The sequence below is a fragment of the Arthrobacter sp. Y3223065 genome, from assembly GCF_059090885.1.
On the sequence record NZ_JBNHGC010000005.1, the window covers coordinates 311,943 to 328,567 of the forward strand.

The following is a 16,625-nucleotide window of genomic DNA, read 5'->3' on the forward strand; positions in this document are numbered from 1 at the left end:
AAGGTGAACGGTAGGGAAATCGGGCCGCCGGGAACGACGGCGGTGCCGCCTTGGGGACGGACAGTCGCCTGCGGCTGCTGGAGGCGGGGTATTGAGCATAGCAACCGAAGCTGGGCGCCCCCTGCAGACCGGTGGCGGAATCCCGGGCTTGATGCCCAGACCCTGTGACGAAGATGACCCGGCGGTTAATCAACGGTGAATTCAATGCTGTGCCAGCCGGTGGCGCCATCCGGAGCAGGCGGCGCGGCGGCCTCGGTCTGCAGGGTGCCGTCCGCCTCCCAGGCCCGCACCCGGAGCCGGTGCTGCCCGGCCGGAACATCGTCCTGCACCGAGTACCACTGGCGCCAGGTATCTACGGAAGCCTCCGACGCCAGCTGGGCGTCCACCCAGTCGCCGTCGTCCAACTGCACCTGGACTCTTGACAGGCCCCGGTGCTGGGCCCATGCCGTTCCCCCAAAGGCCATGCGCCCGGCCGGCAGGCGGGCTCCGGGTCGAGGCACCTCGATTCTCGAGGCCGTCTTAATCGGGCCGCGGTCCGACCAGCCGCGGGTAGTCCAGTAGGCAGCCTTGTCCGCAAACCGCGTGAGCTCCAGGTCAACCACCCACTTGGTCGCGGACACGTATCCGTACAGTCCCGGCACCACCATCCGAACGGGGAAACCGTGCTGCAGCGGCAGGGGCTCCCCGTTCATCCCGATCGCGAGCAGCGCGTCCCTTCCGTCGGTGAGCACCTCCAAAGGGGTCGAAGCAGTGAAGCCGTCGACGCTGGTGGACAGGACCATGTCCGCCTCCGGAAGCGGCCGTGCACGCGCCAGCAAATCCCGCAGCGGATAGCCCAGCCAGCGGGCGTTGCCGGCCAGTTCCCCGCCCACTTGATTCGAAACGCAGGTCAGCGTGGTGTAGCTCTCCACAAGTTCGGCCTCCAGCAACTCCTGGAAGTCGATGCTGAATTCTTCCTCAACCAGTCCGTGAACGCGCAGCTGCCATTGCCCCGGATCCACCGACGGGACGATCAGCGCGGTGTCGATGCGATAGAACTCCTCGTTAGGGGTCACGAAGGGAACCACTCCGTCCACCGGTGCCTGCACGTCCTCCGGCAACGGCCCGGTCGGCCGCGCGGGGGCAGGCAGCCCCAGTGCCTGGCGCACCTGCCGTGCCGTGTTCCGCGCGGCAGAAACGGCGCCGGCGGCGATCCCCATGACGACGGCGACACCCGCCATTGCCGCGGCGTTCGCCAGGAAGCGGCGGCGGTCCGGATCCTCCGGCAAGGCGGCCACGCCGCCAACGGACAAGGTCGCGGCTCGGGGCAGGATCCTGATCAGCCGGCGCAGGCCGAGCAGGCCTGCCGCGGTTCCCAACGCGGTCGGAATGGCATCGGCCGGCACCGCCCCGGCCCGGGTGAGCACGCAGGCCGCCATGCCCGCCGCGAGCAGCACCACCAGAAGCGCGCCGGCGGTCCAGCGCCGGGCGGCGAGCAGGCCGGCCGCGGCGGCGATCAGCGCCGCAACAATCCCCATAGCGATGAACAGCACCAGTTTGTCCGCTGTCCCGAATGTGGAAATGGCGAATTCGGTCAGCCAAATCGGGGAGAGCTCGACGACGGCGGCACCCACCGAGCCGAAGGGGGAGGCGGCCGGGCCGAAAAACGCGGCCGCCAGCTCCGCTGTGGCAAAGAGGGCGGCCGCCGACACGACGCCCGCCAGCATGGCCGGCGTCGACCCGGTCAACGCGGCTTTCATGGCTGGCGGTGCTGCCATGCCGACCTTGTCCTTCGCTTGATGACGGGCTGTGTGGCTCCGGAGGGTGGCACTGTGCCCTGATCCGATGATCTACCTGAAGCAGGCCGCAGGACAACCACCTGGCTGTTTGCCGATCGGTCCCGCGCGCGGGGCGGACAGTTGTTGCCCGGTCGTTCACCGGCTATTAGTTGACTCTTCAACTATCAGCATGTTACGATAAATGCATAAGCATGGAGTTCACCCGAGCTTCACATCCTAACTTCAATCAGGAGGCACTTAATGGCCGTTCAGCTCACCCCAGGAACTTGGAATCTCGACCAGTCGCACACCGAGGTCGGCTTCGTCGTCCGCCACGCCGGCATCAGCAAGGTGCGCGGTCAGTTCACCGAAGCCGATGCCACCCTCGTGGTCGGCGACAGCCTGGCCACTTCCTCCGTCGAGGCCGTCGTGAAGACCGCCTCGTTCGACTCCAACGATGACAACCGCGACGCCCACGTGAAGGGCGAAGACTTCTTCAACGTGGAGCAGTACCCGGAGATGACCTTCAAGGCCACCAGCGTCGAAGGCACTCCGGAAGAGTTCCAGCTGGCCGGCGAGTTGACCATCAAGGACACCACCAAGCCGGTGGTCTTCGACGTCGAGTTCGGCGGCATGGCTGTTGACCCGTTCGGCGCCACCCGCGCCGGCTTCTCCGCCACAACGCAGATCTCCCGCAAGGAATTCGGCATCACCTGGAATGCCGCCCTGGAAGCCGGCGGCGTGCTGGTGGGCGACAAGGTCACCATCACGGTTGACTCGGCCTTCGTGCTGCCGGCCAACTAACCACGCGCCACACAGGCAGGGCCCGGATCTCTCTCCGGGCCCTGCCTGCTGCGTTAACGCCGGTTTTCGCCAGCTGCGCAGCGGGACCTCAGCGTGGAGACTCCCTCTCCCGCCAGGTCATCGCAGTACGTTGCCCGTCCGGCCATCGCCATGGTCAGTGCCAGCGTGGTCCCGCTGACCAGGGGTCCGGAGCCGAACTGGAAGGGGCCGTCGACCGCCTGGAAGCGCAGGCCCTTGGCGGTGCTTCTGCTGGGCACGGTAAAGTCCCGACCGGAAAAGAACTCTGCGACCGTGGTCACGACGTCGACAGCCGGGGTGCGCTGCAGCCCGAGCGGGCGGCGGATGTCCTGGCCGTGGACGATAATTTCTCCGAGCCATGCCGCGGTGTGCTTCGACGGTGCCTTCGTGCTCCCGATCACGGCCCGGAATCGGGTGAGCGTTTCGGCCGGGGTAGCACCTCGATGTTCGTTCAATCGGCGCTGGTTGTGGAGATCAAAGTCGAGGCGTGCCCCCAGTACGCTGCCGAGCCAGCGAACCCGAGCAATATTCGCGCCCGCTGTCAGATGCGCGAGGACCTCTTCGACAATCCACCGTCCGCACAAGGACTGCTTGGCCCATTGGTCGTCCTTCAGCCCGGTCAGGTCGTCAGCCAGGGCCGCGCGTTCGGCATGGATAACCCTCCACAGGTCGTTCGCGCTCTTTGGCTGCATGCCCCCATTCAAACAGACAGCGGGCCTGTAAAGCCCTTAATTGCCGCTTCCTGTCCGCTACGATCGACTCGGCGGACGGGGTTGAATACGCTTCAGCATCAAGGATCGCGCAGAGGGCAAGCCAGACGCCGCCCAGGTGAGCGAGGAGTCCGATGACTGAAATCTGGCCCGTGGTCCACGCCGAGCGTGCCATGCTGATTCGGCACCTGGAGACGCTGTCAGGGGAGCAGTGGTCCACGCCGTCACTGTGCCGCGGCTGGGACGTGCACGACGTGCTGGCCCACCTGATCAATGACGCGAAGACCACCCGGCTGACGTTCTTTCGAGACTTCCTGGTTGCCGGATTCGATTTCGACCGTCTCAACGCCCGGGGGGTCGCAGCGGAGCGGGCAACGGAACCTGAACGTACTCTGCAGCGGTTCCGCGAGGTGAGCGGGCGCACAGGCAGTGCCCCGGCACCGCTGCCTACCCGGCTCGTGGAGGCCTTCGTACACGGGGAGGACATCCGGCGCCCGCTGGGTATCCGCCACGGCTATCCGGCCACTCATGTAGTTACCGCGCTACGCCACCAACTGGCCACCAGCGTAAAGTTCGGCGGCGGCAAAGAACGGGCGCGGGGGCTGCGGCTCGTGGCGTCAGACGCTGACCTCAGCTTCGGGACCGGCGACGAAGTGCGTGGAACCGCCATCGCCCTGCTGCTGTCGGTGTCCGGGCGGCCCGTAGGCAAGCAGGAGCTGTCGGGCCCCGGCGCTGCCACCCTGTACAGGTAGCGACAGGCCATCGTTTCCGGCGGCAGCGCGCCGCCGGGCCGGGGCTTTCCCGTGTTCCAGACGGATACGCTGGCAACGTGAAGATCGCCATCCTCGATGACTACCAGGACGTAGCACTGTCCAGCGCCCCGTGGGAGCAGTTGCCGGCGGGCATCGCCGTCGAGCGTTTCACGGACCATGTTGACGACGTCGGCGCACTCGCCGAGCGCTTGAACGGGGCGCAGGTGGTGGTCACCATGCGCGAGCGGACTCCCATCTCCGCCGAGCTGATGGACCTGCTGCCAGGACTGGAGCTTGTGACCACCACCGGCATGCACAACGCCTCGATCGATCTGGACGCCGCGCGCGCCCGCGGGGTGACCGTCTGCGGAACCCGGAAAACCACGCAGGCTCCGGCCGAGCTTGCCTGGGCACTGGTGATGGCCGTGGCCCGGGAGATCCCGCAGAACGACCGTGATGTGCGCGCCGGAACCTGGCAGGCCCGAATGGGGGTCGACCTGGCCGGTTCCACCCTCGGACTGCTCGGACTTGGCCGGCTGGGGCAGTTGATGGCCCGGTACGCGAACGCGTTCGGGATGGACGTGCTGGCGTGGAGTCCGCACCTGACCCGGGAGCGCGCCGCCGGCCACGGGGCGGAGCTGGTGTCCAAGGAGGACCTGTTCCGGCGCTCGGACATCGTCAGCGTCCATCTGAGGCTGGCGGAGTCCACCCGCGGGATCGTCGGAGCCGCCGAGCTGGACCTCCTCGGTCCCGGCGGCCGGCTGGTCAACACCTCGCGCGGACCGCTGGTGGATGAGGCCGCCCTGGTGGCAGCGCTCGCCGGGCGGCGGATCGCCGGCGCAGCGCTCGACGTCTACGACGTGGAGCCGCTGCCGCAGGACAGCCCGCTGCGCAGCGTGCCTAACCTGATCCTCAGCCCGCACGTCGGCTTCGTCACCGAGGAGGCCCACAGGCTGGGGTACACGCAGATGCTCGAGGACATCCTGGCCTACCTCGACGGGTCGCCGATCAACACCCTTACCTGACCGGCAGCGGCGCGCCCCGTCGTCGTCGTTTCTGCCGAACGGGGAAGTGCCCGACGGGACCCCGCCTACCTCCCCGGCATCCCGGCCGGGACAAGTTCCATGGCATGCTCCTCCACGTAGTCCAGCGCCAACCGGACGGCCCCCGTGGCCACTATCGCGTCGCCGAACCCGGAAACCGCCACCCGCGGAGGCGTCGCGGTGAGCAGGGGAAGTTCCCGGGTGATGGTGGGCAGCAGGGCCGACGCCGAGGCAGCCACCGCACCGCCGATCACCACGAGCTCCGGGTTGAGGAAGGTGCCCAGTATCGCTATCACGCGGGCCATTCGCCGGCCAATGCGCTCCAGGATTTTCTGCGCCACCGCGTCGCCTCGGGCGGCTGCTTCGAAGACGAAGCGGGCGGACACGCGCGTGGTGCCTGGTCCCACCAGCTCCCGGATCAAGGTGGGCCGGCCGGACGCCAGGGCCTCGTTGCCCCAGTAGCGGGCCAGCCGTGCGATGCCGTCTTGGCTGCCCACCCCGTCCACCAGTTCCAGGGTGCCCACTTCGCCGGCGCCGCCGTTGCAGCCGTGCAGCAGCCGGCCCGATTCAATCAGGCCGGTGCCCAGCCGCTCGCCGGCCAGCATGACCGCCAAGTCGTCAACGCCCTTGCCGGCGCCGCTCCAGCGCTCCGCCAGGGCCGCCAGGTTCGCATCGTTCTCCAGCAGTACCGGCCAGCCGTAGCGGGCGAAGACCTCGGTCTGCAGGCCGATGTCGAAGTGCTCGGAGAGTTCGTGTCCGGGTGCCACGTTGCCGTGGCGGTCCACGACCGTGGACACGCCGATGGCCGTGGCCAGTACGGATGCCGGCTGGAGTCCGGCCTCGGCCAGGGCGGAGGCGACTGCTTGTTTGATGGTGGAGCGGCGCGACTCCGCCGTGGCCGGTGGCTTCTCGAACCGCTCGGAGATGCGGGCCAGCACCAGGCCGTTCAAGTCCGCCACCAGCACGGTGGCGGTGGCCATGCCGACGTCCAGTCCCAGCACGCAGCCCGCGCCGGGATTGAATTCGAACCGCCGGGCCGGCCTGCCCTTCGCCGTGCCGACAACGCGTTCGCCGGCCACCTCGCGGGCCCAGCCCCGGGCCACCAGGTCGTCGCAGACCGCAATGACCGTGGCACGGGTCAGCCCGGTCGCCCCGATCAGGTCGCTCCCGGTCACCGCGCCGTTGCCCCGCATCACTGAAAGCACGGCTTTCAGGTTGGTCAGCCGCAGGACCTGCGGAGTGGTGGCTGTGGTGCTCACATGGATCCCCTTGACCTTGTCCGGCAGTATCAGGATAATAATAATGGAACATAAATTTAGAGGCTAAATAAAAGGAGTTCCCATGGCAGTACGGATTGGCATCAACGGTTTCGGGCGCATCGGCCGCAACTACTTCCGGGCGGCCATGGCGCAGGGAAAGATCGGCTCAGACCTCGAGATCGTGGCCATCAACGACCTCGGCTCGCCGGAAACCCTGGCGCACCTGCTCAAGTACGACTCCGTCGTCGGCCGGCTGGGCGCGGACGTCACGGTCGTCGACGGCAATCTGGTGGTCGACGGCCGCACCATCAAGGTGCTTGCCGAACGCGATCCCGGAAACCTCCCCTGGCGCGAGCTCGGCGTCGACATCGTGATCGAATCCACCGGGCGCTTCACCAGCTCGGCGGATGCCGAAAAGCATCTGGTCGCCGGCGCCCGCAAGGTCCTCATTTCCGCTCCCGCCAAGGGCGATGTGCTCAGCGTGGTGATGGGCGTCAACGACGGCGAGTACGACGACGGCACTCACCACCTCATATCCAACGCCTCCTGCACCACCAACTGCCTGGCCCCGCTGGCGAAGGTGCTGCACGAGAACTTCGGGATCGAGCACGGCCTGATGACCACCATCCACGCCTACACCGCGGACCAGAATCTCCAGGACGGACCGCACCGCGACCTCCGCCGGGCCCGGGCAGCTGCGATCAACATGGTTCCCACATCGACCGGGGCCGCCAAGGCGATCGGGCAGGTGCTGCCGGAGCTCAAGGGCCGGCTGGACGGCTTCGCCATCCGTGTGCCGGTGCCCACCGGTTCGGCCACGGACCTGACGGTCACGGTCGGCCGCGACGTGACGGTCGAGGAAGTCAACGACGCGTTCAAGGCGGCCGCCGCGGATCCCCGCCTGGCCGGCATCCTGACCTACACCGAGGATCCCATCGTCTCCTCGGATATCGTCACCGACCCTGCCTCGGCCATCTTCGACTCCGGGCTCACCAAGGTCATGGGCAACCAGGTCAAGGTCGTGGGCTGGTACGACAACGAATGGGGCTACTCCAACCGCCTGGTGGATCTGACCTCCCTGGTGGCGTCCAAGCTGTCCTGATTCCGCAGGGTTCGGGCCCGCCGTCCACCTAAGCCAGCAGGTGCCCTCACGAGGGCACCTGCTGTTCTGTTTCCCAGGCGGTTGGGCTCCGCGCGGCTGCGACAGCACGAAGCACCAGGGTTCCGCCGGCCCGGTATCAGGTGTACATCAGCGAGCCGGGTGTGGTGAGTATTTCCCCGGTCTCCAGCCACGTCTTGAGGCCGGAAAGGACCATCGGCCAACCGCCGTAAACCTGCTCGTTGGCCCCCTCACGCAACTGGTCGTGCGTGACGGTGAGGCGGCAGGATTCCTCCACCTGCTCGATCTCCCACGTCACCCGGGACGTGCCTTCGGCCACGACATCCTCGCCCCACAGCGCGCGCATGGTCTGGACCAGCCTGCGCGGTGGATCGACTTCCAGGTTCTCGCCTTCGCTCAGCGGCGCATCGGCCCTTGGGTTGGTCACCGCGTACCCGGAACCCGGCGTCCAGTCGGTCTCGATCCGGTTGCCGAACTGGTACTTGCTTCTGATCTCGCTGTCCGTGATGGCTTCCCAGAGCTGTTCCGGAGTGGTGCGGATGTAGATCTCGAAGATTTTCTCCATGGGACTTTCCAATCGGGATTTGAGGTCGCTGAGGGCAGCGGCCCATGGTTGTGCATACTTGCTCACCCAGCGGTCGTGGATGAGCCGAATGGGCACCGGATTCAGGAAGTGGAGTTTTTCGCGGCCACGGCGGCGGGTGACCACCAGGCCGGCCTCTTCCAGTTGCTTCAGGTGCTTCATGACGCCGAAGCGCGTGATGCCGAACCGCGCTTCGAGTGCGGTGAGGGTCTGCCCGTCCTCGCGGAACAGTTCATCCAGCAGCCCGCGCCGGGTGGGATCCGCCAAGGCCTTGAACACGGCATCCATGCCCCCATAATAGGTGACTGTTTAGTCACATGTCGAGGGTTCCGCTCAGCCGTTGGGGTCCAGGACGGCTTTGACCAGCGGCCGCCCGGCGGCGTCAGTGCTGGCTTCGGCTGTCAGCCGCAGCGCTTCGACGGCCTGGTCCATGGGATAGGTCGTGATGAGCCGCTGGCCCAGATCGGGGAAGCCGGCGAGGAATTCGAGGGCCTGCTCGAAGTCCGGGCGGGTGGAGATGAAGCTGTCCAGGACAGCCAGGTTCTTGCGCGTCCGGACCGCCGGAGCGGCGGAACCGGTGGCGTACATGGCCACCATGACCAGCCGACCGCCCGGACGCAGCTCCTGCACGGCCCGTGCCAGGTGAGTGCCCGCGCCTGTGGCTTCGATCCATACGTCGTAGCCGTCGGGACGCTCCCCGGTGGAGCTGGGCAGCCCGAGGCTGTCGGCCAGCCGGACCCGGGCGGCATGCCCCGGCCCCTCGCGCCCGATCATGGTGACCTCGGCACCTGCGCCTTGCGCGATCAGGCCGGCGAGCAGGCCGATGCTGCGGGTGGTGGATATCCCCACCCGTTCGCCGGGTTTGATCTTCCCGACGGTGGTCACGGCACGCCAGGCGACCGACGCCGGCTCGGTGAGCACCGCCGTCGAATCCGGAACGGCATCCGGTACGGGAACCACATTGCGCCACGGAACAAGGGCGCTGGCGGCCGCCTGGCCATGTTGGGTCAGGCCCAGGATCGAGCGCCGGCGGCACAGGTGCGGCTGGTCCGCCCGGCAGGCGTCGCAGTGGCCGCAGCCAACGGTGGACATCGGTACCACCCTTGTGCCGGGGGAGAGGCCCTCCGGGGCCAGCAGCCCGGCGGAGGTCACGGTCCCGACCGATTCGTGTCCCAGCACCATGCCTGCGGGTACCGAAGCCGCTGCCGGATCCGCACGGTAGACGAGCACGTCCGAGCCGGACAGCCCGCACAGGCCGATCTGCAGCTCCAGCTCGTCCGCACCCGGAGCGCGGAGCGTGTGCTCGATCAACCCGACGCCGCCCGGTTCTTGGGTGACGCGGGCCAGGGCGGGAGCCCGGTGCAGCGGGCCGGTAGTCCGGTTAGCTGCAGCTGCCACGTTCTCAACCTCCTGGAACCGGTGCGGAGCCTCAAACGTCGGTGGAGTCCCAGGCCCGAGAGCCTTCGGCGGCGTCGCCGGTGTTAGTCCGTTTTGCGCAGCGCCGAGCCCTTGTGGACAGCCAGGTGGCCCGTCTTGTCGCTCTGGACTTCGTACTGGGGCTCATCCTCGGAGCAGCGCCTCGTGCGGCCCCGGAATTCGAAATCCTTGGTGTGGACCCTTGTGACTCTGCCGTGAATTTCGCCGGCCTCTGAGTTCCAGCACACTCTATCGCCAACCTTGAAGGAATCAGCCATGGTCAAGTCTTAGCATTTTTAGCCGAAGGACGCTTCCAACCCACAGTCGCTGCACCTCGCCGCGTATGACGGCGGCGCTTCGGGTGGGCTGCGAAACCCACCCAAGCGCCGCCGTCGTCAGCCGCGGATCAGTAGCTGGCGGGAGTTCCGGCCTCGCCGTCCCCGTCCGAGGGGATGTACTTTGCCGCCAGGGTTTCGGAGCCGCGGGCCAGCAGCGCCACGTCGGCGCCGACGCCAACGAAATCGGCGCCCCACTCCATGTAGCGGCGGGCGGAGGCTTCGGCGAAGGCGTTGACCCCCACGAACTTGCCGGCCGCCTTGGCCGCCTTCAGCGCCGTCTCCACGCCGGCGACCACATCCGGGTGCTCCTGCTGGCCAATCACGCCCATCGAGGCGGCCAGGTCGGACGGGCCGATGAACACGCCGTCCACGCCGTCCACCGCGGCAATCTCCGCGGCGTTCTCCACGGCCTCGGCGGACTCGATTTGGACCATGAGCGTGAGCGTCTCCTCCGCGCGGGTGAGGTAGTCCGGGATGCGGTTCCAGCGGGCCGACCGGGCGAGCGCGGAACCGACCCCCCGCACGCCGGCCGGCGGGTAGCGGGTGGCCGCGACGGCGGCGCGGGCCTGCTCGGCGGTGTGCACCATCGGGATGATCAGTGACTGCGCGCCCAGGTCCAGGTACTGCTTGATCAGCACGGTGTCGTTAACCGGCGGGCGGACCACCGGGATGCCCGGGTAGCCGCGCACGGCCTGCAGTTGGGCCAGCACCGACTCCAGCCCGTTGGGGGAGTGCTCGGCGTCGATGAAAATCCAATCGAAGCCGGCCCCGGCGCACAGCTCGGCCACCAGCGGCGAGCCGGAGCAGACCCAGATGCCGGCCAAGGGGCGGTCGGCGGAGGACAGGGCGTCCTTTAAGGACGGATCGGGCTTTACTCGAAACGGCATGTGATGGTTCCCAGCTGCCCGTAGTCGGCGAAGACGGTGTCTCCCTCGTGGACCCACATGGGGCGCGTGAAGGAGCCGGCGAGGATGGTTTCGCCGGCCTTGAGGTGGTCGCCGTGCGGGGCGATCTTGTTGGCCAGCCAGTACACGCCGGCGGCCGGGTGGTTAAGCACGCCGGCGGCGACGCCGGTTTCCTCCACGGTCTGGTTCTTGTACAGGATGGCGGAAATCCAGCGCAGGTCCACGTCCTGCGGGCGGACCGGGTTGCCGCCGATCACCATGGCGCCCATGGCGGCGTTGTCGGAGATGGTGTCCACGATAGTGCGGCCCTCCATCTCGATCCGCGAGTCCAGGATCTCGAGCGCGGGAACCACGTACTCGGTGGCATTCAGGACGTCGAAAATGGTGGCGTTGGGTCCCTTGACGTCGCGGTTGAGCACGAAGGCGAGTTCGACTTCGATGCGCGGGTGGGTGTACTGGTCCCACTTCACCGTGCAGCCGTTCTCCAAGATCATGTCGTCAAAGATGATCCCGTAGTCCGGTTCGCTGATGCCGGTGGCGTATTGCATCGCCTTGGACGTCAGGCCGATCTTCCGGCCGGCCAGCGTGCGTCCGGCGGCCTCGCTGCGCTCGCGCCACAGGTTCTGCACCTTGTAGGAGTCCTCAATGGTCATCTCCGGGTAGCGGGCGGTCAGCCGTTTCACCGGCGTCCGGGTCCGTCCGGCTTCCACCAGCTCGTCGGCGATGGACTCGATCGTTGACGGGTCAAGCATCCTTGGCACCACTTCCTAGTTCTTCGCGGGCCGCAGCCGCCCCTGCCGGGCGGTTGTGCGGTCGCGGCGCCGCACGGGAAGGGCGCCAGCACCATCTTACGGTGGCACGCGTCACCGCCCGGAAGTCGGTTACGACGGAAGGGAACAACGACGGCGGTGTTTCTTTCCGGAGCATCATTGCTCGAGGTGCGGAACACCGCCTTCCCCGAACACCAGATTCGGTAGTCACAGCTCGGCCACTCATCGCCTCCCCCTTCCCGACGGAATGGCGAAGCCGCAGAATGGCGCTATGGAGGAGACGAAACTCAACGCACTGGCACTGGTCTGCACCCTGACGCCGTCGCCCAAACCGTCCAGCAGCGAGTTGCTGGCCCGGCAGGTGATTACGCAATTATCGGCACACGGCGTCACGTGTGACCTCATGCGGGTAGTGGACCACGACGTCAAACCCGGCGTGCAGACCGACATGGGCGACGGCGACGCCTGGCCATCCATTCGCACCAAGATCCTGGCCGCAGACATCCTGGTGCTTGCGACACCGATCTGGCTGGGCCACCCCGCGAGCCTGGCGCAACTCGTGCTGGAACGCCTGGACGCCGAGCTATCCGAAACCGACGAGCAGGGGCGGCCCAGCATGTACGACAAAGTCGCGCTGGTGGCCGTCGTCGGCAATGAGGACGGCGCCCACCACGTCACGGCCGAGCTGTATCAGGGCCTGGGGGACGTCGGTTTCAGCCTGCCAGCACAGGGGTCCACTTATTGGGTGGGCGAGGCGATGCACGGTACCGACTTCCAGGACCTGCCGGAAACCCCGGAAGTGACGGTGACGACGACGGCGACCGCGGCGCGCAACGCCGTTCATCTGGCCCGGCTGCTGCGCCGCGAACCGTATCCGGCCGGGTAAGCGGGCCGGCCGCCGCTAGGGTAGGCGGGTGAACTACTTCCTCCGCAGGCCGTGGACCGGGCGGATCGGCGCGCTCCTGGGCATCCTGCTGATGGCGCTGAGCCTGCGCGCCGCGGTCTCCGCCGTCGGGCCGTTGCTGGGCGAGCTAGGCCCCGAACTTGGCTTCGACGCCACCACCATCGGAGTGTTGGCGATGCTGCCGCCGTTGGTGTTCGCCGCCGCAGGCCTGGGCACCCCGGCGCTGGTCCGCTGGCTCGGGCTGGAAAAGGTGCTGGTGGCCGCCGTGCTGCTGGCGGTCGTCGGCCAGTTGGGCCGCGCCGCCGCCGACGGCGTGTGGCCGTTCCTTACCCTCAGCGCGGTGGTGATGGCCGGGTACGGAATCGGCAACGTCGTGCTGCCGCCGCTGGTCCGGAAATACTTTCCGGACCGGATGGGCGTGGTGACCGCAGGCTATGTGACCCTGCTCGCGGTCAGCACGGCGATGAGCCCGCAACTGGCCGTCCCGGTGGCGGACGCCGCGGGCTGGCGGACCTCGATCGCGCTCTGGGCCTCGGTCAGCGCCGTGGTGCTGATCCCGTGGGCGGTCCAGGCGGTACGGAACCGCCGCAAGGGCCGGACGGACGACGCCGGTGGGCCTGCTCCGGCGGCTACCCCGCCCAAACCTGCGGACGAGGACGCCCTCGAGCCGATCCGCCGCAAGGGGCCTGCCGTTCGCGCTCCGGAGCCTCCGGCGGCGCCGGCGAAGCTGAACCCGTGGCGCTCACCGGTCGCCTGGGGCCTGGCAATCTTCCTGGCTGGCAACTCCGCGCAGACGTATGTGTACTTCTCCTGGTTGCCGCCTTACCTGACCGAACACGGCATCGACGCCGCGACGGCGGGTTCGGCCCTGGCGTACTTCGCCATCCTCGGCCTGCCCGCCAGCCTGTTTGTGCCACTGATCGTGCCCCGGCTGAAGCATCCCATCGCCGCCATCCTGGTGTTCACCGCCTGCTGGATCGGCGGGCATCTGGGCCTGCTGCTCTCGCCGGAGAGCGGCACATGGTGGTGGATGACCCTCTCCGGGCTGGGCCAGGGCACCTTCGCCACCGCGCTGCTGATGGTGAACCTGCGCTCGCGCACCACGCACGGCTCGGCAGTGCTGTCCGGCTTCAGCCAGGGCATCGGCTACGCCGGCGCCGGCATCGCCCCGCTGTTGTTCGGTGTGGTGCACGAAGCCACCGGGTCCTGGACCGCTTCCTTCGCCATGCTGGGCGCCTGCATCGTGGTGATGCTGGTCGGCGCCGTCATGATCAACGGGCCCAGGAACATCGAGGACCCGCCCGGGGCCGGTGGCCGGCGCAGGAAACCGCTTTACCGCGTGGACGGCGCGGTGCCGACGAAGACTCCGTCAGCCGGCACCGAGGGTACAGGGTTGGCGAAATAGATAGCGGCCGCCTCCGCCGGGCCGATGCAAGCCGGGAGCCCAGGGTGCCGACTTTAGGACTGCGTGCAGGCCGCTGCGCGCGGCCCGGTTCAACCTCAAGGAACGTGGGCGGGCGCCCGTGACGCTCCGGCGGAAACGTAGGATGAAGGGTGGACTGGGAGGTACATCATGGTTCGCCTGCGCATTGCCGCACGGCTGGTGCTGCCGGCCCTCTGGTTGGGCCTGATTGTCGGCATTTCGCTGATCGAGGCGCCGCTGAAGTTCCAGGCGCCCGGCATCACCCTTCCGCTGGGGCTGGGCATCGGCAGGCTGGTGTTCACCGCGATGAACATCGTGGAACTCGTCTTGGCCGCGCTGCTGGTGCTGTCGCTGGTGGGGCAGCGCGTAGACCGTCGGTTTTGGGCGCTGGTCGGCGGCGCCGTCGTCGTGCTGCTGGCCAAGGTGATAGTGGTCCGGCCGCTGCTCAACCGCCGGACCGACATGGTGCTGGCCGGCACCGACGACGGGGGTTCCGCGCTGCATTATCTCTACATCGCGGCCGACGGTGTCCTGCTCATCCTGCTGGTCCTGATACTGATCGCCGCGGCACGGCGCTGGCTGCCAGCGGCTGACGCCGTAGCGGAGCGGCCCCGGCGCTGAGCCTTCTGCCTGGTTCCGTTACCACTCGCCAGGGAGCGTGTAGGGCCGGGACCACAACGCAATCTGCAGGACCACGGCCTTCAGCCAGGACTGCATCATGGCGTCCACGTCCTCGGCCGGAGCTCCGCCGCGGGCCAGGAACGGCCGCATCGTGGTGACTACGGGCCCGATCAGCGCGATGAGATGCCGCAGCGGGACAACCTGTGTCGACCCGACATGGTCCGTGTCGTTCTTGTGCTCGGGAGTGTGGCGCAGGGCAATCTCATTCTGATAGTCCAGCCACTCCTGGTCGTAGGGCTTGGTGCAGGTGTCCCGGATCCACTGGCCGAACCGCAGGCGGACTGCCGCCAGATAGTCCTCGATCGGCGGGCCGTCAGGCCGGGAAAAGTGGGCCACGAGATGTGGCTGCCCGGCTATGAAGCCGTACCAGACGTCGAGCACGTCCTCCACCTGGCCGTCGAGCACCTCGCCGGCACGGCGTAGCACGGCGGCGTCCTCCTCGCCGAACATGGCGCTTGCTTTGAGCTCCTCGAGCTCGGCCAGAGTAACCGGTGAGTGGGCCACCGTGCCGTACTCGTAGCCTGGAATGCTTGAACCGCTGGATGCATGGACCGACATGGCAGTGCCTCCACTGAAGGATTGGCGAACGGCGACCTGAACGGCCATTTATACTCCGGGTCGCCGCTGCGGTCAACGACGCTTTTAGTTCCCGAAGGCCGGCGGCGCGACTTCGTCCGGCCTGGCCTCCTCCTCATCCTGGCTCCGGACGGCACCGACCGCTTACTTTGCCAGGTACTCCAGCGCCGCAACGACGTGCGCCTGGGTGGCGACCGAGAGTGTCGGGTCGATGGCGGGAGCGAAGAACGGTGAGTGGTTGGCCGGAATGTCTTCGGCGACAGTGCCGTTTTCCACGGCTTTCCGGTAGACGTCGGCCGGGACGGAGCCGACCGTCCAATAGGTGTAGGGCACCCCAAAGGCATCCGGAATCCGGCTGAAGTCCTCGGAGGCCGTGGCGGGTTCGGCGTGGTAGACCTGATCGTCCCCGAAGTGACGGATGAAGGCGGCCGTGATGCGCTCGGTGGTTTCGGCGTCGTTGTTGGTCAACGGGAACTGGTCGTAGTACTCGAACTCCGGGTCGCGGGGCGATCCGGTGGCCGCACACTCGCCGCGGACTATCCGTTCGATCGAGGCCATGATCCGTTCCCGCAGCACCACATCGTACGTGCGCAGGTTCAGCAGCAGTTCCGCACGGTCCGGGATGATGTTCGACTTGGTGCCCGCGTTGGAGGCGCCGACGGTCACCACCGCGAATTCGCCCGGCTTGGTCTCGCGGGACACGATGGTCTGCAGCCGCAGCACGATCGACGCGGCCAGCACCACCGGATCCACGGCGTTGTGCGGCATGGAGCCGTGGGCGCCGCGCCCGTAGACCGTAATCTTCAGGGAGTCGCCGGCAGAGAGGATGGGGCCGGCCGTGGTGCCGATCTTTCCGGCCTCGGTGGGCATCACATGCTGGGCGAAGGCGACGTCGGGTTTGGGAATCCTGGTGGTCAGGCCGTCGTCGACCATTGCCTGGGCTCCGGCGGCAGTCTCCTCTCCCGGCTGGAAGAGCGCCACGTAGGTGCCTGCCCAGCCGTCCCGCTGCGCGGCCATCAGCTTCGCCGCGCCAAGCAAGGACACAACGTGCATGTCATGGCCGCAGGCGTGCATGACGCCGGTGGTCCCGCCGCCGGGAAGCTTCATGGTGGTCTCCGCGGCGTAGTCCAGGCCGGTGGCCTCGGCGACCGGCAGTGCGTCGGTGTCCGCCCGTGCCAGCACGGTGCTGCCGGAACCGTTGGCCAGGACCCCGACGACGCCCGTCCCGCCGATCCGCTGGACCTCGTAGCCGAAGCCGGTCAGCTCTGTTGCGATCCGATCGGCGGTGTTGTGTTCTTCCATGCTGAGCTCGGGGTTCCGGTGCAGGTCCTTGTACAGGTCCCGTTGCCAGACCAGCTCTTGCTCCGGTGAGCCGGCGAGGTCGTCCGTGATCGCCATGTTTGCCCCTCCTAATCCGCCGGCCCGACGTGAGGGCCGGCTGGTTCGGTCGCGGTTTCTCCAACCGTAGGACTTGGCCCATGCAGACACAACGACGGCGGCGCCTCGGGCCTGGGTGATCCCTCACCAAGGCATCGGTGCCGGTGCCAGCGGGCAAGAGCAGGCAGG

At 67.7% G+C, this 16,625-nt stretch carries 17 protein-coding genes; 7 read left to right on the forward strand and 10 right to left on the reverse strand.

The window, feature by feature from the left end; all coding sequences use genetic code 11:
• Positions 1 to 185 precede the first annotated feature (185 nt).
• The gene (locus AC5RUK_RS14825; RefSeq protein ID WP_494152641.1) at positions 186 to 1,757 is read right to left on the reverse strand and encodes a molybdopterin-dependent oxidoreductase; all 1,572 of its coding nucleotides are present in this window, start codon (positions 1,755 to 1,757) and stop codon (positions 186 to 188) included.
• A gap of 261 nt (positions 1,758 to 2,018) precedes the next feature.
• On the opposite strand from AC5RUK_RS14825, the gene AC5RUK_RS14830 reads away from it, so the two are divergent.
• Positions 2,019 to 2,561: a YceI family protein gene (locus tag AC5RUK_RS14830; protein ID WP_493989749.1), complete on the forward strand. Its 543-nt coding sequence runs from the start codon at positions 2,019 to 2,021 to the stop codon at positions 2,559 to 2,561.
• 53 nt (positions 2,562 to 2,614) lie between these two features.
• On the opposite strand, the gene AC5RUK_RS14835 is transcribed toward AC5RUK_RS14830, so the two are convergent.
• On the reverse strand, positions 2,615 to 3,271 hold the full coding sequence (locus AC5RUK_RS14835; RefSeq protein WP_494152642.1) for a maleylpyruvate isomerase family mycothiol-dependent enzyme: 657 nt from the start codon (positions 3,269 to 3,271) through the stop codon (positions 2,615 to 2,617).
• A gap of 152 nt (positions 3,272 to 3,423) precedes the next feature.
• Between AC5RUK_RS14835 and AC5RUK_RS14840 the strand changes: the two genes are divergently transcribed.
• Together AC5RUK_RS14840 and AC5RUK_RS14845 are read left to right on the forward strand one after the other, a co-directional pair.
• Positions 3,424 to 4,041 (forward strand): maleylpyruvate isomerase family mycothiol-dependent enzyme, encoded by a 618-nt coding sequence (locus tag AC5RUK_RS14840; RefSeq protein ID WP_494152643.1) that lies wholly within the window; start codon positions 3,424 to 3,426, stop codon positions 4,039 to 4,041.
• A gap of 77 nt (positions 4,042 to 4,118) precedes the next feature.
• Positions 4,119 to 5,066, forward strand: a complete 948-nt coding sequence (locus AC5RUK_RS14845; RefSeq protein ID WP_494152644.1) for a D-2-hydroxyacid dehydrogenase family protein — start codon at positions 4,119 to 4,121, stop codon at positions 5,064 to 5,066.
• Positions 5,067 to 5,131: 65 nt separating this feature from the next.
• Here AC5RUK_RS14845 and AC5RUK_RS14850 read toward each other — a convergent pair whose 3' ends face one another.
• On the reverse strand, positions 5,132 to 6,343 hold the full coding sequence (locus tag AC5RUK_RS14850) for an ROK family protein (RefSeq protein WP_494152645.1): 1,212 nt from the start codon (positions 6,341 to 6,343) through the stop codon (positions 5,132 to 5,134).
• An 82-nt stretch (positions 6,344 to 6,425) separates the two neighbouring features.
• On the opposite strand from AC5RUK_RS14850, the gene gap reads away from it, so the two are divergent.
• Entirely contained in the window at positions 6,426 to 7,445 is a 1,020-nt protein-coding gene (gene gap, locus AC5RUK_RS14855; protein ID WP_494152646.1) for a type I glyceraldehyde-3-phosphate dehydrogenase, read from the forward strand.
• Positions 7,446 to 7,581: 136 nt separating this feature from the next.
• On the opposite strand, the gene AC5RUK_RS14860 is transcribed toward gap, so the two are convergent.
• The 5 genes from AC5RUK_RS14860 to hpaH form a co-directional block, all read right to left on the reverse strand.
• Positions 7,582 to 8,334 carry an ArsR/SmtB family transcription factor gene (locus tag AC5RUK_RS14860; RefSeq protein WP_493989743.1) on the reverse strand — a complete coding sequence of 251 codons (753 nt, stop codon included), beginning with the start codon at positions 8,332 to 8,334 and terminating at the stop codon, positions 7,582 to 7,584.
• Between the two features lie 45 nt (positions 8,335 to 8,379).
• The gene (locus AC5RUK_RS14865) at positions 8,380 to 9,444 is read right to left on the reverse strand and encodes a zinc-dependent alcohol dehydrogenase (protein ID WP_493989742.1); all 1,065 of its coding nucleotides are present in this window, start codon (positions 9,442 to 9,444) and stop codon (positions 8,380 to 8,382) included.
• Between the two features lie 83 nt (positions 9,445 to 9,527).
• Positions 9,528 to 9,740: a hypervirulence associated TUDOR domain-containing protein gene (locus tag AC5RUK_RS14870; protein ID WP_494107389.1), complete on the reverse strand. Its 213-nt coding sequence runs from the start codon at positions 9,738 to 9,740 to the stop codon at positions 9,528 to 9,530.
• Positions 9,741 to 9,868: 128 nt separating this feature from the next.
• Positions 9,869 to 10,687 carry an HpcH/HpaI aldolase family protein gene (locus AC5RUK_RS14875; protein ID WP_494152647.1) on the reverse strand — a complete coding sequence of 273 codons (819 nt, stop codon included), beginning with the start codon at positions 10,685 to 10,687 and terminating at the stop codon, positions 9,869 to 9,871.
• The gene (gene hpaH / locus AC5RUK_RS14880) at positions 10,672 to 11,457 is read right to left on the reverse strand and encodes a 2-oxo-hept-4-ene-1,7-dioate hydratase (protein ID WP_494107391.1); all 786 of its coding nucleotides are present in this window, start codon (positions 11,455 to 11,457) and stop codon (positions 10,672 to 10,674) included. The genes AC5RUK_RS14875 and hpaH overlap by 16 nt, the downstream gene beginning before the upstream one ends.
• 289 nt (positions 11,458 to 11,746) lie before the next feature.
• On the opposite strand from hpaH, the gene AC5RUK_RS14885 reads away from it, so the two are divergent.
• The 3 genes from AC5RUK_RS14885 to AC5RUK_RS14895 all read left to right on the forward strand — a co-directional run bounded on the left by AC5RUK_RS14885 (position 11,747) and on the right by AC5RUK_RS14895 (position 14,423).
• Complete coding sequence (locus AC5RUK_RS14885; RefSeq protein ID WP_493989739.1) at positions 11,747 to 12,361, forward strand: flavodoxin family protein; 615 nt, start codon at positions 11,747 to 11,749, stop codon at positions 12,359 to 12,361.
• 28 nt (positions 12,362 to 12,389) lie between these two features.
• Positions 12,390 to 13,784, forward strand: coding sequence for an MFS transporter (locus AC5RUK_RS14890; RefSeq protein WP_494152648.1), 1,395 nt, complete (start codon positions 12,390 to 12,392; stop codon positions 13,782 to 13,784).
• Positions 13,785 to 13,952: 168 nt separating this feature from the next.
• Complete coding sequence (locus tag AC5RUK_RS14895) at positions 13,953 to 14,423, forward strand: hypothetical protein (protein WP_494152649.1); 471 nt, start codon at positions 13,953 to 13,955, stop codon at positions 14,421 to 14,423.
• 18 nt (positions 14,424 to 14,441) lie between these two features.
• Here AC5RUK_RS14895 and AC5RUK_RS14900 read toward each other — a convergent pair whose 3' ends face one another.
• Together AC5RUK_RS14900 and AC5RUK_RS14905 are read right to left on the reverse strand one after the other, a co-directional pair.
• Entirely contained in the window at positions 14,442 to 15,041 is a 600-nt protein-coding gene (locus AC5RUK_RS14900; protein ID WP_493989736.1) for a protoglobin domain-containing protein, read from the reverse strand.
• 162 nt (positions 15,042 to 15,203) lie between these two features.
• A complete protein-coding gene (locus tag AC5RUK_RS14905) occupies positions 15,204 to 16,457 on the reverse strand; it encodes a M20 family metallopeptidase (protein WP_493989735.1) in 1,254 nt (417 codons plus the stop codon).
• Positions 16,458 to 16,625: the final 168 nt, after the last annotated feature.

Excerpts from the sequence above, each read along its gene's own strand:
- AC5RUK_RS14905 (WP_493989735.1), bottom strand. The coding sequence starts at position 16,457 with ATGGCGATCACGGACGACCTCGCCGGCTCACCGGAGCAAGAGCTGGTC.
- AC5RUK_RS14835 (WP_494152642.1), bottom strand. The coding sequence starts at position 3,271 with ATGCAGCCAAAGAGCGCGAACGACCTGTGGAGGGTTATCCATGCCGAA.
- AC5RUK_RS14895 (WP_494152649.1), top strand. The coding sequence starts at position 13,953 with ATGGTTCGCCTGCGCATTGCCGCACGGCTGGTGCTGCCGGCCCTCTGG.
- AC5RUK_RS14825 (WP_494152641.1), bottom strand. The coding sequence starts at position 1,757 with ATGGCAGCACCGCCAGCCATGAAAGCCGCGTTGACCGGGTCGACGCCG.
- AC5RUK_RS14840 (WP_494152643.1), top strand. The coding sequence starts at position 3,424 with ATGACTGAAATCTGGCCCGTGGTCCACGCCGAGCGTGCCATGCTGATT.
- gap (WP_494152646.1), top strand. The coding sequence starts at position 6,426 with ATGGCAGTACGGATTGGCATCAACGGTTTCGGGCGCATCGGCCGCAAC.
- AC5RUK_RS14870 (WP_494107389.1), bottom strand. The coding sequence starts at position 9,740 with ATGGCTGATTCCTTCAAGGTTGGCGATAGAGTGTGCTGGAACTCAGAG.
- AC5RUK_RS14860 (WP_493989743.1), bottom strand. The coding sequence starts at position 8,334 with ATGGATGCCGTGTTCAAGGCCTTGGCGGATCCCACCCGGCGCGGGCTG.
- AC5RUK_RS14885 (WP_493989739.1), top strand. The coding sequence starts at position 11,747 with ATGGAGGAGACGAAACTCAACGCACTGGCACTGGTCTGCACCCTGACG.
- hpaH (WP_494107391.1), bottom strand. The coding sequence starts at position 11,457 with ATGCTTGACCCGTCAACGATCGAGTCCATCGCCGACGAGCTGGTGGAA.
- AC5RUK_RS14875 (WP_494152647.1), bottom strand. The coding sequence starts at position 10,687 with ATGCCGTTTCGAGTAAAGCCCGATCCGTCCTTAAAGGACGCCCTGTCC.
- AC5RUK_RS14830 (WP_493989749.1), top strand. The coding sequence starts at position 2,019 with ATGGCCGTTCAGCTCACCCCAGGAACTTGGAATCTCGACCAGTCGCAC.
- AC5RUK_RS14900 (WP_493989736.1), bottom strand. The coding sequence starts at position 15,041 with ATGTCGGTCCATGCATCCAGCGGTTCAAGCATTCCAGGCTACGAGTAC.